The following is a 15,634-nucleotide window of genomic DNA, read 5'->3' on the forward strand; positions in this document are numbered from 1 at the left end:
ATGGGCGCCTCATCGGTGGACAGACCGCGCGGCCAGCTGGTACAGCAACGCTACCCAGCTCTGCAGGCGTGCGCCGGCTACCGCGCGGCCGTCCGGCGCAGGCAAGGTGGGGGCGCTCTGTAGCAGATCGGCGCACGCGCTGCACAGGTCGTGGGCGAACGTTGCCGCGTCGCCGCGCCAGACGACGATGCGATGTGCCAGCCCCAGCGCCGCCGCGCGCGCCGCGTTGATTTTCTGCTCCGGCTGCTCGGTTAGCACCAGCACGATGGGCCGACCGTAGACCAGCGCCACCGACAACGCTGCCATGCCGGGTGCGGAGACGATCAGGTTGCTGGCGGCAGCTTGCCGCACCCAGTCGGCGTTCTGCGCCCCCCATCGCGCGCGTCCGGCATAGCCTTCGCCGACCAGCGTTGCGTGCATGCCGGCCAGGTCCAAGCCGTTTTCGACGCCATCGGCCAGACAGGGGTCGCGGAAATGGGGATTGAGGTAGACGGCTGCGCACGCTTGCGCGCGCGGCACTGCGGCGTCAAACAGCGCGGCCACAACGACCGGAGTCGGCAGGCGGAATGTGGCGCCGTCGTAAGTCGCCTCGTAGCTGAAGTCGTGCTCAATGCGCGCTAAGCTGGCGTTGATCTGCCATCCGACGATGCGATGGAACAGGCGTGACAGGATAGCTGGTAGTCGCCCGGAAAAATTGTTTTGGACTGCCTGCCGCAAGCTGGCGCCGTAGACGTGTACCACCTTGCCCCGCCATGCCGGCATGCAGCCCATGAACAGTAGTGCCGGGTGAAAGGAGTCGTTGATGATTAAGTCCGCGCTGTGCAGAGCGACGCGTAGTTGCATAATGTCGCGGCACATCCGCGACGGTCGGAACAGATAGTTGGCGATATTTGCGTCGGTTTCTGCGGGCAGCATGTTTTGTCGGGTGTCGAACTGGACTGCGTAGTGTTGCGACAGCACGTGCGCAGTGATGCCGAAGCCGGCCAGGAAAGCGACCCCTTCGTCCGACGTGGTCAGTACATCGACATCGGCGCCGTACTCGCGCAACGCATGCGTGAGTAGTTGCGCGCGCATCAGGTGGCCGCGGGCATCTGCCGTTGCCAGATAGGTCACTTTGATGGTGTTCATGGACGTACGGGCCACAGCCGCAACGCGGCGCCGGCCAGATACATGATGAGTGCGCTGGAGACGCCCCAGGCACGGTCGATGGCGCGAATCTCATCGAGCAGCGATGCCAGGCTCCCGTGTTCGGACGGCAGCACCAGACGCGTCAGCGTATGCTGGCACAAGCGCACGTGGCGCTCTTCATCGCTCAGCACGCCAACCAACAGCGGATATAGCGGATGAACTGCGCCAATCAGCGCGCAATGGCGCCGTAGAACGCGGGTGAACGTCTGTTCGGCGCACAAGCCGATAGCGAACGCCGGGATGAGGTGGCCTGCGGAAAAGCTGGTAGCGTAGCGATGCGCGAGTGTGCGCCATTGCGCGATCTTGCGCAGGGTGAGCGCATCGGGCCGCGCGGACAAAGGCATCGGCGCTATCCCGCCCCGCGCCGTTAGCGCAGCGGCAAACAGCGAAGCATGATGCCGTTCGTCCGCCAGGTGCTTTTCCATTTGTCGCGCCAGCCAGGCCGGCGGCTGGCCCAGCAGGTCAGACTGCAGCGCGATTTCGCTGGACTCCTCGCCGATCAAGTAGATACGCAACAGCAGCCTTTCACCGGCCACGCTGGCATGCAGTTGGCGCAGGGCGGCACGCTTGATGCTGTCGACCCAGCGTGCCTGCATGGCCGGCAAGCCGCGTAGTGGCGGCGCTGCCAAGCGGGCCGGCAGCGGCCATCCATCAGCGTGCAAGCGCATCGCCTGCCGCCAGTTGATTGCCCAGCACCAGCCCGATAAAGCTTTGCTGCAGGAAAGCCGCCGCCGCATCGCCGGCCCCGGCAAAGGCCTGTTGCTGATCGCCGTAACGCAGGTAGCCCTGGCCGTGCACGGCGCCGATGGTCAGCTTGTCGCGCGCGGCGAAGCCACGCTTCATCAGCGGCTTGAGCAGCGGCTGGTCGCTCAGGCCGTACAGGAACAGTTCGCGCTGGACCACGTGGTCGGGGATTTTACCGGTCAGCGCTTCCAGCTCGAATGACCAAGTGCCGTGCGCCAGCAGGCCGCCGGCGTTGCCGGCGCTAGGCGGATCGCTGCGCAACCGTGCGCGCATCACCGGCTTGGCTACCTTGGCCGCACCGAGCGCGATGGTGATGTCGGGATCGCCCGTGTTCGCGCCGCGGTTGTCACGTACCTGCACCAGGTGGCTGGACAGGCGCGTTGCCAGGGCGGGATCGGACACCAGCTTTGTGGCTTGCTCGAACGATACCAGCACACGTCGGCCACTTGCTGCCGGCACGTCCACCAGATAGGGGTCGATGCGTACCGCGCTGAACGCCCCCTTGACCGGTGTATGCGCATGGCTGCTGACTGACCAGCCGTCTCCGGATTTGCTCAATATCAGGTGGACGCTGACCGGTACGCGGCGGCCCGCTTTGTCCAGTGCCGAGCCTTGCAACAGCACGTCGCCGACGATGGTCTTTTTGTCATAACTGCGGGCATTGTTGAAGTGGATCTGGTGCGAGCTGGTGTCGACTGCTGCCGTGGTGGCAAGGTCGTCGAGGCCGATGCGGTTGCACATCTTGGCGCGCATGCTCACCTCGGGAAGCGGGCAGCCGCTGTTTGATGCAAAATAGTGAACGCCACGCCCCTCCATGTCGGTGGCGCGGGCGCTACCGGTCAGCGCCAGCGCGCTCAGGGCTGCCCATTGGAAAATGGTGTAGGAACGGTGCAAGGTCATGGCAGGGTTTCCCGTGGTTAGCGTTCATGGTAGGACAGCGATTCTGCGTCGGCGCCCTCGGCGGCAGCGCTGCGGATACCCAGGCCCCGGCACAGTGCGCCAAGCATGTCCAGCCCGGAAAAAATCCCGATCAGGATGACGGCCGCCACCCAGCGCAGGCCGCGCACCGGCGCTGCATCCTGATGGTTGAGTGCGCGCAGGCTGTACCACAGCCGCGCCGTCAGCACGCAGAGCGGTCCGACAGGGCCGCTATGACCCAGCCATTGCATGGACCTTGGCAGATAGGTACGCACCAGGTGGGGCGTCAGGCCGAGCGTGTCCTGTCCGCGCATCCAGCGCAATTTGAGCAGCTCGAAGCGGGTATCGGGCAGCTTGTGCTCGGTGTGTGCCCGCGCCGCGTAGTGCAGAGCCACGCCCGCAGCTTGGAGGCGCAGGCCCAGCACCTGACAGTGCGCGCGGTACACGCCGTCGAGTGGCTGATAGCGGTGCTGCGCGAACACCTCGCGCAAGAACACCACGTTGTTGGCGTAGAAGTTGCGCGTCGCGTGAGCTTGCAGTTGGCTGGGGAAGTACATGAAGTCAATCGTGGTTAGTGCGGTGCCTGACACGGTGGCGGCGTAGCTGGTGCGGCCGGCCACCACTGCCGGTGGCGCTGCGTCCGTCAGCGGCGCGATCAACTGTTCAAGCCAGTCTTGTTCGGGCTTGCAGTCGGCGTCGGCGAAGCAGACGTAGTCGCAGCGGTCGGCATGGATGGCGTCGAAACCGTCGTTCTTGGCCTGGTAGTAGCCGGTGCTGGCATTGATCCGCACGAAGTCGATGCTGCGGCCTGCCAGGCGCTCCGCGCTTGTGCGAATGCGCTCGCACAAGCCGTCGTGCGTGACGACCACTTGCGCGAGTGCGCTTAGTGCTACGCTCTGTTGTGCCAGCAGGCCGATCACATGCAGCAGGCTGGTGCCGGCCGCATCCAAGCCGGCGCCGCCGCGCAGGTTATTCGTCTCCAATACCAGAGCGGTACGCGCGGTGACGTGTTCATGCGGCATATTGTTTTCCATTGCCCAAACATGACGAGGGCCGTTAATTGGTCAAATCGGTGCACCGTTGCGTGGCCGGCCCTTCAACTCTACCCAGATGAGGCTGCTAACCAAGCCAAGCTGCAGGCGTACGGATTGTCTATTCCGAGATGCCATTTTGCTTTGCTAGTTCCTGCCCCATCTTGTTTTTGGACAAGATCATCATGAGTTTTCCCTGGGGTATTTATTGGATCAGCTTACTGCCGTCATGCTGGCGAACGGCGGGCCACGGTGAGTCATGGAACTCCTGGCCTCACGTCCGTATTCTGGTTCGAGCAGGCTGATGCAGTGCTATTGACTTGGCAATATTTGCCTCTACGCTATCAGCCGAGCCCGGCCGATTGGTACTGGGGACGATTCCGGCCACACCGAGCCAGAGGAGTTCAGCTGAGATTGTTTGTGCGTTGTGTCGCGCTACTGACAAAGCCCAGTAACTGTGGCTTTTTTAAGTTCCTGATTTGTAAAAAAGAAATTTGGTCGGGGTGAGAGGATTCGAACCTCCGGCCTCTGCGTCCCGAACGCAGCGCTCTACCAGGCTGAGCCACACCCCGCTTTCCTTCATTACAGCAGATGGCGGGGTGGCTTTCAAGCGGCTGCGTCAAGGCCTATTTCTTTTCCTGCTGCGCTTTCTTGATGTCCGCTTCGCTGACTTTTTTTGCCGGTGCATGCGTCGCTGGTGAAGTGGGGGCCTTGCGCGTGGCGTTCGCTTGCGCCATGACGGCGGCGCAGTCTGTGTCGGGGGCTTTGTCGATGTTGACCAGCGGCAGCAGGGCGGCCAGCGGGGTGACGATGGTGGCCAGCGCCACGGCGGCGCCGGCTTTCAGGGCCAGCGGGCCTTTTTGCGGGCCCACGTCCGGGTTCTTGAACGTGCCTTTCGCGTACAGCGGCGTGCGCAGGGTGATGATGCGGGCGCCCTTGGTGCGCGGGCGCACGTCGAGGTCCAGGGTTTCGCTTGCCAGGTTGATGTTGCCCGTGACATTCACGACGGCCGTGTCCGTGTCGAGCACGAAGCGGCGCACGTCGGCCTGGCCGTTCGTCACGGAAAAATCGCTGGCCAGGCAGTTCAGATGCACTTGCTTGTCGCCAAAGATTTTCACGAAGACGGCATTGGCCAGGTTCAGGCCGGCCAGTTCCAGCATGAACTGGCTGACGGAGCCTTCGCTGACAGTGGCCGCCAGTTCGCCATTCGCGCTGGCCAGCATGGCCGAGACGGAATTGCCGTGGCCCGTCAGTGCCGCGTCGCCATACACTTCGCCGAAGCTCGCTTGCATCGATTGCAGCTTGGGAAACAGTTCGCGAATTTTGAGGTGGCGTGCCGCCACCTTGGCTTGCGCGGCGATGGTCTTTTGACGGCCGTCGAGCGTGATATTCGAGGTGATGTCGCCACCGGCCATGCCGAAGTTGAGCGGCGTCAGACTCAGCACCTTGTCTTTCATGTGGATATTGGCGACGACGTTGTTGAAGGGAATGTCATGCGTGCGCACCAGTTTCTTGCCCGTAAACTTCACGTCGGCGTCGAGCGCATTCCATTTGGCTGTGTTGAATTGTTCCACGGGCAAGGCTTTGCTATCCGGCTGCACGGGCGCTTTGCCGCGCGCCTGTTTCTGCGCATTGCTGTCCGCACCGATGGTGGGGCCCAGGTCTTCCAGGCGCAACTGCTGCGACGTCACTTCGCCGCGCAGCAAGGGACGCGGCTGGCGCGGCAGGTATTGCAGGGTGCCGGCCAGGTCGCTCTGGCCCACCGTGCCCTTGAAGTTTTGATAGGTCCAGGTCCAGCTGGCGCCATCCTTCTTGCCCAGCAAGCGACCCTTGGTGGCGTAGTCCGGCGTTTCCGGCAGCAACACGCCCGTCAGCGGGTACAGGTCGGCCATGCTGGCGCCCGCCAGGCTCAGCTGCAAATCGATGCCCGACAATGCGCGCGGGTCCGTCAGGGTGCCGGCGATGCTGGCCTTGTTCTTGCCCAGCACGGCGTGCGCCTGCACGGGATACACCGTGTTGTTGTCGGTCAGGGACAGCACGGCGCCCGCCTTGCCACCGCCCGTCACGGGCGCCTTGCGGTAGCTGCCGCCCAGGGTAAAGGCGATGCCGTATTTTTCCACTGGCGCGCTGTTTGGCACCGCATCCGGCGTGGCGTCGGGCGCCGTCGAGCTGACCTTGGCGCGCAAGTCCAGCGCGATGCCTTCGTCGAGGTAGCGGATGGTGCCGTCGCCAAAGGCCATGCGCTGGATTTCCACCTCCCATGGCGAAGGGCCGTTATCCTTCAAGGTCCAGCTATTGCTGCCATCGGCGCGCCGCTGCAGGGCAATGTTTGGCGCTTCGAGCGCCAGGTCCGTCAGCACCACGCGATGCTGCAACAGGGGCAGTGGATGGAGGGCCAGGTCGATGCGTTTCGCGCTGGCCAGTTGCGGGCCTGCCGTGGCCCAGTCCGGGTTGCTCATGCGCACGTCCTGCGCGCTGATGACAGGGCGCGGCACATAGCGGCGCCAGCCCTGCTCCGTTTTGAGGCCTTGTTTCCATTTGACTTGCAGGTCACCTTCGATGACGAAGCTGCGGCCCGTGCTCTCCGACACCTTCTGGTTGATGTAGGGGCGGGCGCGGTTCCAGTCGAAGGTCAGCACGAAGATGACGAGGAGGGCGATCAGGGCCAGCAGGGCGGCCAGGCTCCAGCCGAGGATTTTCAGGGGTGTCGAACGTGTCATGGGGATGCCAATCGCAGTGATTTGTCATCAAGGTAGACCGATAGGCCCTATCGGTCGGTGCGCTGGGTTACGTACGCATCGCGATTGCTGGCATTGATTCCATAATTCGATTATTATTGAAGTATGGAAAATGAAAACGTAATGACGCTGCAAGCGGGGCCGCTGACGAGCACAGCCGCCATCGCGGCGCTGGCGGCGCTGGCGCAGGAATCGCGGCTGGCCGTATTCCGCCTGCTGGTGCAGACGGGGCCGGAGGGCATGGCCGCGACGAAAATTGCCGAGGCGCTGTCCATTGCGCCCTCGTCGCTGTCGTTTCACCTGAAGGAACTGGCGCACGCCGATCTGGTGACGGCGAGCAAGGCGGGCCGCTCCATCATTTATGCCGCCAACTATGCGGGCATGAACGGCTTGCTGGCCTTTTTGACCGAGAACTGCTGCGCTGGTACGCCTTGCTGCGTCAGCGAACCACATTTACTGAAGGAAACCACGACATGACGATCACCATTTATCACAACACGGCTTGCGGCACCTCGCGCAATACTCTGGCACTGATCCGCAACACGGGCGTCGAGCCCGTCATCATCGATTACGTCAAGCACCCGCCATCGCGTGAAGAACTGGTCGACCTGATCCAGCGTGCTGGCCTGTCCGTGCGCGCCGTGATGCGCGACAAGGGCGCCCTGTACGACGAGCTGGGCTTGGCCAATCCCGAGCTGAGCGATGCGGCCCTGCTGGATGCCATGCAAGCCCATCCTATCTTGATCAACCGCCCCATCGTCGTCACGGAACTGGGCGTGCGCCTGTGCCGGCCGTCGGAAAAAGTGCTGGAGATCCTGCCGCTGCCGCAGCAAGGCGCCTTTGCCAAGGAAGATGGCCAGGCCGTGGTGGGCGCCGACGGCAAGCCGGTGGCTTGAGAGGCCGGCCATGGAGGATCTACCGAATATCAGCGCCGCGCACTTGGATGTGCCGGATCTGGACAAGCTGGCGCCAGCGCAGGTGTCCACCCACGCGCCGCGCATCCTGCTGCTGTACGGCTCCTTGCGCGAGCGCTCGTACAGCAAGCTGCTGACCCTGGAAGCAGAACGCATCCTGCGCCATTTTGGCGCCGACACGCGCGTGTTCGATCCGCACGGTTTGCCCATGGTCGACAGCATCTCGCCCGAGCATCCGAAAGTGCAGGAGCTGCGCGCGCTGTCGCTCTGGTCGGAAGGGCAGGTCTGGTGCAGTCCCGAGCGGCATGGCGCCGTCACTGGCGTCTTTAAATCGCAGATCGACTGGCTGCCGCTGGAAACGGGCAGCGTGCGGCCCACGCAGGGACGCACCCTTGCGGTGATGCAAGTGTCGGGCGGTTCGCAATCGTTCAACGCCGTCAACGGCTTGCGCGTGCTGGGACGCTGGATGCGCATGGTCACCATTCCGAACCAGTCTTCGGTGGCCAAGGCGTACCAGGAATTCGACGATGCGGGCCGCATGAAGCCGTCGCCGTACTACGAGCGCCTGGTCGACGTGATGGAGGAATTGTACAAATTCACCCTGCTGGTACGCGATCGCCGCGATTACCTGGGCAGCCGCTACAGCGAGCGGCTGGAGGCGGAGCCGGCCATCGTGCAGGCATTGGCGGGCGCGGCCATGGAGCATGAACGCAGCAGCGGCACATAAAGAAAACGGCGCCAGTGGCGCCGTTTTTTATTGCTGAAAGTGAAACGTGATCAGTGATTGCGGTCCACGGCAAACGAGCACAGTTGCAGCATGGATTGCTTGTAGACGCTGTCCGGCCAGCCGGCGATGGCATCGGCGGCGCGCTGGCCGGCGATTTCCGCCTGCTTGCGCGTGTAGTCGAGTGCGCCGCTGCTGGTGATGGCGGCCAGAATGGCATCGAAATGCTGTTCATCGCCTTGCTCGATGCAGCTGCGCACCAGTTCGCGTTGCTCTGGCGTGCCGTTTTCCATCAGCCAGATCAGCGGCATGGTCGGCTTGCCTTCGCGCAAGTCGTCGCCCACGTTCTTGCCGATTTCGGTGGCGTCGCCTGCATAGTCGAGCACGTCGTCGATCAACTGGAAGGCCGTGCCCAGCGAGCGGCCGTATTCGGCAGCCGCTTCGATATCGTCTTCGCTGGCACCGGCGATCAGGGCGCCCAGTTGCGCCGACGCTTCGAACAGTTTGGCTGTCTTCGAGCGGATGACGTTCAGGTAGCTCTCTTGCGTCACATCCGGATCGTGCATGTTCAGCAACTGCAGCACTTCGCCTTCGGCGATCACGTTGGTGGCGTCGGAGAGGATTTGCATGACGCGCATATTATTGAGCGACACCATCAGCTGGAACGAGCGCGAATGCAGGAAGTCGCCCACCAGCACCGAGGCGGCATTGCCGAACAGGGCGTTGGCCGTCTGGCGTCCGCGGCGCATCGACGATTCATCGACGACATCGTCGTGCAGCAGGGTGGCGGTATGGATGAATTCGACCACGGCAGCCAGTTCATGGTGCGCCGTGCCGCGATAAGCGTGGGCATTGGCCACCAGCAAAATCAGCACGGGACGGATGCGTTTGCCGCCTGCACTGATGATGTATTCAGCGATCTGGTTGATCAGAATCACGTCGGAGTGCAGTTTTTGGCGGATCACCGTATTGACTGCGTCCATATCGGCGGCAATCGTTTGCACGATGGTGTTTTGGTTAACGTGTTTGTTAGCGTCAGACAAGGCGAACCTGCATTAGATTGTGGGTGCGGCGATTATACGACATGGCTTGCGCGAGCGTGATGTTTGCCTATGACTGTAGAGCAATTGTTTGACCTTGTTGGCACTGGCGCGTGCTTTTCTGTCGGCCTGGCGCAAGCCTGACATGATGGTCAGGTTGTCGACATACCACGATCGTCAAGCTTTGTGAATAGTTTTTGACGCAATTTCTCAGTCCGTGTATAATCGCTGGTTCCCCCTGTTGTGTACGGCTTGCTTTGCGTGACAGTGGGACAAATTCTTTCAACATTTGATGAGGTTTCAAATCATGTACGCGGTCATAAAAACCGGTGGCAAACAATACAAAGTTGTCGCTGGCGAAAAACTTAAAGTAGAACAGATACCGGCAGACATTGGTTCCGAAATCACCATCGATCAAGTTCTCGCAGTAGGCGCGGGCGACACCATTAAGTTTGGTGCGCCATTGGTCGAAGGTGCAACGGTACTGGTTACGGTTGTGGCGCATGGTCGCCATGATAAGGTCAAAATTTTCAAGATGCGTCGTCGTAAGCATTACCAAAAGCATCAAGGCCATCGCCAGAATTTTACCGAAATCCAAATCGTTTCGATCAACGGCTAATCGCCGCTGTTTGAATTAATCAGCTATCAAGGAGTCTTAAATGGCACATAAAAAAGGCGGCGGCACAACGCGAAACGGCCGTGATTCAGAATCAAAACGTCTGGGCGTTAAAGTCTACGGCGGCCAAGCTATCAATGCTGGCGGCATCATCATTCGTCAACGCGGCACGCCAGTGCGCGCCGGCGAAGGCGTAGGCATGGGCAAAGACCACACCTTGTTCGCGTTGATCGCGGGCAAAGTGAAGTTCGTTGTCAAAGGTGCTGGCTCGAAGCAATTCGTGACCGTTGTACCTAACGCAGCAGTACCAGCGTAATTCATCGCGGGGCGCCAGTTCGCTCCGCCGTGATCGCATGATGTAAGGCGCAAGCCTTCAATCGAAAGGCTCTGCCCAAGGTAGAGCCTTTTTAGTTTTATGGCGGCAAAATTATGAAGTTTATCGACGAAGCAAAAATCGAAGTCATCGCGGGCGATGGCGGCAACGGCTGCGCCTCTTTCTGCCGTGAAAAATTCCGGCCTTTCGGCGGTCCCGATGGCGGCGATGGCGGCAAGGGCGGCACCATTTGGGCAGTCGCCGACCGCAATATCAACACGCTCGTCGATTTCCGCTTCTCCAAAATGCACAAGGCTCGCAATGGCGAGCCTGGCCGTGGCGCAGATTGCTATGGCAAGGGCGCCGATGACATCCATCTGCGCATGCCCGTCGGCACCTTGATCATCGACAACGCGAGCGGCGAAATCCTGGCCGATTTGACCGAACACGGCCAGACCGAAATGCTGGCCAAGGGCGGCGAAGGCGGCTGGGGTAATATCCACTTCAAGTCCTCGACCAACCGTGCACCACGCCAAAAAGGCGAGGGCAAAGAAGGCGAACGCCGCGAACTGCGCCTGGAACTGAAAGTACTGGCCGATGTGGGCCTGCTGGGCATGCCGAACGCCGGCAAGTCGACCTTCATTTCGGCCGTCTCGAACGCGCGCCCAAAAATTGCCGATTACCCATTTACCACCCTGCACCCGAACCTGGGCGTGGTGCGCGTGTCGCACGAGAAGAGCTTTGTGATCGCCGATATTCCCGGCTTGATCGAAGGCGCTTCCGAAGGCGCGGGCCTGGGCCATCAATTCCTGCGTCACTTGCAGCGCACGGGTCTGCTGTTGCACATCGTCGACCTGGCGCCGTTTGAAACCAACGTCGATCCTGTCAAGGAAGCCAAGGCGCTGGTCAAGGAACTGAAGAAATATGACGAGTCGCTGGTCGACAAGCCGCGCTGGCTGGTGTTGAACAAGCTCGACATGGTGCCGGAAGAAGACCGCAAGAAGCTGGTGAAGGACTTCCTCAAGCGTTTCGCCTGGAAAGGTCCCGTCTTCGAGATCTCCGCGCTGAACCATCAGGGTTGCCCGGAACTGGTGAATGCGATTTATCAACATCTGGAAGCGAAGAAACACAGCGAAAGCCGTGCCGAAGAAACGCAGATGACCGAAGAAGCACGCGGTATCTCGTCGATCGACCCGGATGATCCGCGTTTCAAGATCCTCGACTAAGGTAGTATCCTGATGTCAGTACAGGCGGTCGCTGTCGCGTCTTCGCGCAAGCAAGCGTGGCAGCGCCGTGTATTGCATCTGATCGCGTATGCTTACGGGCTGAGCGCGGTTACCTGCCTGCTGTTCGCCGATGAAATGGCGGCCGGCATGGGCATCTTCCTCAATGGCGTCAATGGCTACAGCCAGTTCTACGCCTCCCATGTCGGTGTCTGGGGCGCTACCGTGCTCCTGGCGCTGTTCGCAGCACGGCAGGGCGAACCGCCCATCCTCGGCGATATCACTGCAATGTTGGTCCTGGCGCAGCCCGCCGGCCGTTTGTACGCGGCCATCAGTTTCGGCTTGCCCCAGGGTTTTGTGTTGTTCATGTGCGCAATCGAGCTGACGGTGGGGCTGGCCTTGCTGCTGCTGCGTTCTGCGCGCTGACGTCTATTAAGTGAAGAGCGCCGCCCCATGGATTCCGTGATTCAAAAAGCTACCCGCATCATCATCAAAGTCGGCTCCTCGCTGGTCACCAACGATGGCCGCGGACTCGACCATGCTGCCATTGCCCGCTGGGCTGCGCAGATTTCCGGCTTGCGCGCCTTGGGCAAGGAAGTCGTGCTGGTCAGTTCCGGCGCCATCGCCGAAGGCATGCTGCGCCTCGGTTTCGAGCGGCGCCCCACCGATATCCACGAATTGCAGGCGTGCGCCGCCGTTGGCCAGATGGGCCTGGCGCAGATCTATGAAAGCAGCTTCCGCGCCCACCAGCTTGGCACCGCGCAAGTGCTGCTGACGCACGCCGACCTGGCCGACCGCGAACGCTACCTGAACGCCCGCTCGACCCTGACGACCCTGCTGCGCCTGGGCGTGGTGCCGATCATCAATGAAAACGACACGGTCGTCACCGATGAAATCAAGTTCGGCGACAACGATACGCTGGGCGCCCTGGTGGCCAACCTGATCGAGGCCGATGCGCTGGTCATCCTGACCGACCAGCACGGCCTGTTCTCGGCCGACCCGCGCAAGGACCCGAATGCCTACCTGATCACGCAAGGCGTGGCGGGCGATCCGGCCTTGGAAGCGATGGCCGGCGGCGCCGGCAGCAGCTTGGGGCGTGGCGGCATGCTGACGAAAATCCTCGCCGCCAAGCGCGCCGCCAAGTCCGGCGCCCATACGATCATCGCCTGGGGCCGCGACAGCGACGTGCTCAGCCGCCTGGCCCAGGGCGAAGCGATCGGTACGCAGTTACTGGCACAAACCGGACAGTTGACGGCGCGCAAGCAGTGGATGGCCGATCATCTGCACACGGCCGGCGCCGTCGTGCTGGATGCGGGCGCCGTGCAAAAGCTGCGCCAGGAAGGCAAGTCCCTGCTGCCGATCGGCGTGACGGGTGTGAACGGCGAATTCGGCCGCGGCGCCGTCATCACCTGCGTCGATGCCGATGGCGTGCCCGTGGCGCGCGGCCTGTCGAACTACACGAGCGGCGAAGCGCGCCGCATCATGCGCAAGCCCTCCACCGAGATCGAGTCGATTCTCGGCTATATGGAAGGCCATGAGCTGATTCACCGCGATAATATGGTGTTGCTGTAAACACCAACTTGCTGTGCGTGACATATCGAAACGGCCCTTGCGGGCCGTTTTTTGCTTTACACCACGGCCGGCATCGGCGACTTGTCCTTGTAATCGCACAGGTCGGCAATCATGCAGTTCCAGCATTGCGGCTTGCGCGCCGTGCACGTGTAGCGGCCATGCAAGATGAGCCAGTGGTGGGCGTCTTGCAGGAATTCCTTGGGAATGAATTTCAGCAGCTTTTGCTCGACGATATCGACATTCTTGCCTGGCGCGATGCCGGTGCGGTTCGAGACGCGGAAGATATGCGTGTCGACCGCCATGGTCGGTTCGCCAAACGCCGTGTTCATGACTACATTCGCCGTCTTGCGGCCCACGCCGGGCAAGGCTTCCAGCGAGGCGCGGTCGCGCGGTACCTCGCCGCCGTGCTGTTCCAGCAGGATCTGGCAGGTGGCGATGACGTTCTTCGCCTTGGTGCGGAACAAGCCGATGGTGCGGATGTAGCTGGCCAGCTCGTCGACACCCAGCGCCAGTATCTTGGCCGGGGTATTGGCGACCGGATACAGCAAGCGCGTCGCCTTGTTGACGGACACGTCCGTCGCCTGCGCCGACAGCAGCACGGCGATCAACAGTTCGAACGGCGTCGTGTATTCGAGTTCTGTTTTCGGCGACGGATTGGCGGCGCGAAAGCGCGTAAAGATTTCCAGGCGTTTGACAGCGTTCATGCGTCTTTTTTCGGCGTGTTGGGGGCGGGCGGTTCGGTCTGGGTGGCGGCGCTGGCGGCGGCCTTGGCGCGCGCGCGTTCCATAGCGGCAGCGATGATGGCGCGCTTGCGTTCCTTTTCCGCCTGTTCATCGGGCGTGACGGGTACTTCCTGCGTCACTTCCTGCATCTTGGCGACGGCCTTGGCGGCCAGGCGCGCGTCGTTGGCCTGGGCTTCGCGGCGCAGCCGCTGCGTGCGGAAATCGTGGCGCGCACGCGCCTCGTCGGCGTCCATCTGGCTCCAGGCATCCCAACCCGTGGCGTCGCCGCTGACGGGATACATCACGATACAGTCGACGGGGCAAGGCGCCACGCACAGGTCGCAGCCCGTGCACAGGCTTGTCACCACCGTATGCATCTGCTTGGCGGCGCCGACGATGGCGTCCACGGGACAGGCCTGGATGCACAGGGTACAGCCGATACACAGCGATTCATCGATATAGGCGACCGATCGCGGACGTTCGAGGCCGTTGACGGGATTGAGCGGAATGACTTTTTTGCCCAGCAAGCCGGCCAGGCGCACGATACCCTGCGCGCCGCCCGGTGGGCACTGGTTGATGTCGGCGCTGCCTGCGGCAATCGCTTCCGCATACGGGCGGCAGCCGCTGTAGCCGCATTTGGTGCATTGCGTTTGCGGCAGCAAGTCTTCGATCTGGTCGGCAAGTGAGGGAGAGGCGGGATGCGGCACGGTCATTTTCAATACGCTAAAACGTTATTATCGGCCATCTGGGCCGCGCACAAGTAAAAACCTGTTTTGTGAGAGGGGGATAACGTGCGCCGTGCCCGGCTGTTGCAGGCACGCCGCAATCGTATTTTATTTCTCACGAGAATGCCAAAGTGTAAATAAACAACTTTGAAATTTCTTTTTTTTGTGGGAGCATGATTTTTATCAAGCCAGTAATCCAAAAAAAAAGCCGACCGCCAGTCCTGTTGCCGCGCCTGCACTGCAAGACGCGCCAGGCCATAGGAGCAAAACATGCGTTTCCTCCGGACAGTTGGTTTGCCCTTCTGTTTGCTCATGCACTTTACGCTTGCCCTTGCGCACGGGCAGGCGACTTCCCCCATGGCGGCACCGGGTGCTGCCAGTTCGCGTATCGTCCGTTTCGCGGCGGAAGACTGGCCGCCCTTCATTTCCCATAGCCTGCCTGCCGATGGCATGTCGGGCGCCATGGTCAGCGCCGTCTTCGAGCGTCTCGGCTATACAGTCAGGTATGAATATTTTCCGTGGAAGCGCGCCATGCAGTTCGGCCTGGCCAGTCCCCGCTACGCGGGCTTCCTGGCCGTCTGGCGCACGCCCGAACGGGAAAAACTCTGCCACTTTTCTGTTGCAGTTGGCAACACACAAGGCGTGCTGGCCTACCTGAAGGAGGATGGCGTGCCCGGCGCCACCCTGGCCGAACTGGGCAAGCTGCGCATCGGCACCGTGGCCGGCTATTCGAATGGCGAGCAGTTCGATGGCATGGTGGCGCGTGGCGAACTGAAGACGGAAGAGGGCTTGAACGATGCGACGAATCTGAAGAAACTGTTCATCAAGCGTTACCGCGTGATCGTCATCGAGCGCCACGTCCTGCAGCACTTGCTGATGGGACGCAACTTCAGCAAGGCCGAGCGTGAGCGCATCGCCATTATCGATACCGTTTTCAAGGAGCGCCCCGTGCATGTGTGCTTCCAGCGCACCGCAGACGGCGCGGTACAGCAAAAGCGCTTCAACGAGGCGGCGCGCGATATCGATACGGCCCGGCTGGAACGCGATTACTGGAAGCGGCTCGACCAGAGCCTGGCGACGGCTCCACCGAATCCCTGAGCTGTCGCGCCACTGTTGTTCGTTGCCAAAACGAAATATCTAAATACGAAACCATTCGTTCTTGTTTG

General features: G+C 61.6%; 18 protein-coding genes and 1 tRNA gene. 9 read left to right on the forward strand and 10 right to left on the reverse strand.

Annotated elements, in window-relative coordinates; all coding sequences use genetic code 11:
* Positions 1-9: 9 nt before the first annotated feature.
* From CNX70_RS06280 to CNX70_RS06305, 6 genes are all read right to left on the reverse strand, one after another.
* Positions 10-1,128, reverse strand: a complete 1,119-nt coding sequence (locus CNX70_RS06280; protein ID WP_096234000.1) for a glycosyltransferase family protein — start codon at positions 1,126-1,128, stop codon at positions 10-12.
* A complete protein-coding gene (locus tag CNX70_RS06285; protein ID WP_096234001.1) occupies positions 1,125-1,856 on the reverse strand; it encodes a hypothetical protein in 732 nt (243 codons plus the stop codon). Before CNX70_RS06285 ends, CNX70_RS06280 begins: the two co-directional genes overlap by 4 nt.
* Positions 1,840-2,832 (reverse strand): hypothetical protein, encoded by a 993-nt coding sequence (locus tag CNX70_RS06290; RefSeq protein ID WP_096234002.1) that lies wholly within the window; start codon positions 2,830-2,832, stop codon positions 1,840-1,842. The genes CNX70_RS06285 and CNX70_RS06290 overlap by 17 nt, the downstream gene beginning before the upstream one ends.
* A 17-nt stretch (positions 2,833-2,849) precedes the next feature.
* Positions 2,850-3,884 carry a glycosyltransferase family 2 protein gene (locus CNX70_RS06295; protein ID WP_096234003.1) on the reverse strand — a complete coding sequence of 345 codons (1,035 nt, stop codon included), beginning with the start codon at positions 3,882-3,884 and terminating at the stop codon, positions 2,850-2,852.
* 492 nt (positions 3,885-4,376) lie between these two features.
* Positions 4,377-4,453 (reverse strand) — tRNA-Pro (locus tag CNX70_RS06300).
* Positions 4,454-4,507: 54 nt separating this feature from the next.
* Complete coding sequence (locus CNX70_RS06305) at positions 4,508-6,601, reverse strand: AsmA family protein (RefSeq protein ID WP_096234004.1); 2,094 nt, start codon at positions 6,599-6,601, stop codon at positions 4,508-4,510.
* A 141-nt stretch (positions 6,602-6,742) separates the two neighbouring features.
* Here CNX70_RS06305 and CNX70_RS06310 point away from each other — a divergent pair, with 141 nt between their 5' ends.
* The 3 genes from CNX70_RS06310 to arsH are packed head-to-tail and all read left to right on the forward strand — an operon-like array spanning position 6,743 to position 8,260.
* A complete protein-coding gene (locus CNX70_RS06310) occupies positions 6,743-7,096 on the forward strand; it encodes an ArsR/SmtB family transcription factor (RefSeq protein WP_244199051.1) in 354 nt (117 codons plus the stop codon).
* On the forward strand, positions 7,093-7,515 hold the full coding sequence (arsC, locus tag CNX70_RS06315) for an arsenate reductase (glutaredoxin) (protein WP_096234005.1): 423 nt from the start codon (positions 7,093-7,095) through the stop codon (positions 7,513-7,515). Before CNX70_RS06310 ends, arsC begins: the two co-directional genes overlap by 4 nt.
* 10 nt (positions 7,516-7,525) lie before the next feature.
* Positions 7,526-8,260: an arsenical resistance protein ArsH gene (gene arsH, locus CNX70_RS06320; protein ID WP_096234006.1), complete on the forward strand. Its 735-nt coding sequence runs from the start codon at positions 7,526-7,528 to the stop codon at positions 8,258-8,260.
* A gap of 50 nt (positions 8,261-8,310) precedes the next feature.
* On the opposite strand, the gene ispB is transcribed toward arsH, so the two are convergent.
* Entirely contained in the window at positions 8,311-9,300 is a 990-nt protein-coding gene (ispB, locus tag CNX70_RS06325; protein WP_096234007.1) for an octaprenyl diphosphate synthase, read from the reverse strand.
* A gap of 304 nt (positions 9,301-9,604) precedes the next feature.
* Between ispB and rplU the strand changes: the two genes are divergently transcribed.
* The 5 genes from rplU (at position 9,605) to proB (ending at position 13,021) form a co-directional block, all read left to right on the forward strand.
* Positions 9,605-9,916, forward strand: coding sequence for a 50S ribosomal protein L21 (rplU, locus tag CNX70_RS06330; protein WP_038500602.1), 312 nt, complete (start codon positions 9,605-9,607; stop codon positions 9,914-9,916).
* 40 nt (positions 9,917-9,956) lie between these two features.
* Entirely contained in the window at positions 9,957-10,229 is a 273-nt protein-coding gene (rpmA, locus tag CNX70_RS06335; RefSeq protein WP_010395157.1) for a 50S ribosomal protein L27, read from the forward strand.
* Positions 10,230-10,342: 113 nt separating this feature from the next.
* Positions 10,343-11,452, forward strand: a complete 1,110-nt coding sequence (obgE, locus tag CNX70_RS06340) for a GTPase ObgE (protein ID WP_096234008.1) — start codon at positions 10,343-10,345, stop codon at positions 11,450-11,452.
* 12 nt (positions 11,453-11,464) lie between these two features.
* The gene (locus CNX70_RS06345) at positions 11,465-11,875 is read left to right on the forward strand and encodes a hypothetical protein (RefSeq protein WP_096234009.1); all 411 of its coding nucleotides are present in this window, start codon (positions 11,465-11,467) and stop codon (positions 11,873-11,875) included.
* A gap of 27 nt (positions 11,876-11,902) precedes the next feature.
* The gene (proB, locus tag CNX70_RS06350) at positions 11,903-13,021 is read left to right on the forward strand and encodes a glutamate 5-kinase (RefSeq protein ID WP_096234010.1); all 1,119 of its coding nucleotides are present in this window, start codon (positions 11,903-11,905) and stop codon (positions 13,019-13,021) included.
* Between the two features lie 56 nt (positions 13,022-13,077).
* Here proB and nth read toward each other — a convergent pair whose 3' ends face one another.
* From nth to CNX70_RS27995, 3 genes are read right to left on the reverse strand one after another with little or no spacing between them, the layout of a single operon-like run.
* Positions 13,078-13,725: an endonuclease III gene (gene nth, locus CNX70_RS06355; RefSeq protein ID WP_096234011.1), complete on the reverse strand. Its 648-nt coding sequence runs from the start codon at positions 13,723-13,725 to the stop codon at positions 13,078-13,080.
* Positions 13,722-14,456 carry an electron transport complex subunit RsxB gene (gene rsxB / locus CNX70_RS06360; protein WP_096234012.1) on the reverse strand — a complete coding sequence of 245 codons (735 nt, stop codon included), beginning with the start codon at positions 14,454-14,456 and terminating at the stop codon, positions 13,722-13,724. Before rsxB ends, nth begins: the two co-directional genes overlap by 4 nt.
* Positions 14,457-14,458: 2 nt before the next feature.
* The gene (locus CNX70_RS27995; RefSeq protein ID WP_157750914.1) at positions 14,459-14,782 is read right to left on the reverse strand and encodes a hypothetical protein; all 324 of its coding nucleotides are present in this window, start codon (positions 14,780-14,782) and stop codon (positions 14,459-14,461) included.
* A 43-nt stretch (positions 14,783-14,825) separates the two neighbouring features.
* On the opposite strand from CNX70_RS27995, the gene CNX70_RS06365 reads away from it, so the two are divergent.
* Entirely contained in the window at positions 14,826-15,566 is a 741-nt protein-coding gene (locus tag CNX70_RS06365) for a substrate-binding periplasmic protein (protein ID WP_096234013.1), read from the forward strand.
* Positions 15,567-15,634 lie beyond the last annotated feature (68 nt).

It is taken from the genome of Janthinobacterium svalbardense (assembly GCF_002327145.1).
Lineage (GTDB): Bacteria > Pseudomonadota > Gammaproteobacteria > Burkholderiales > Burkholderiaceae_D > Janthinobacterium > Janthinobacterium tructae.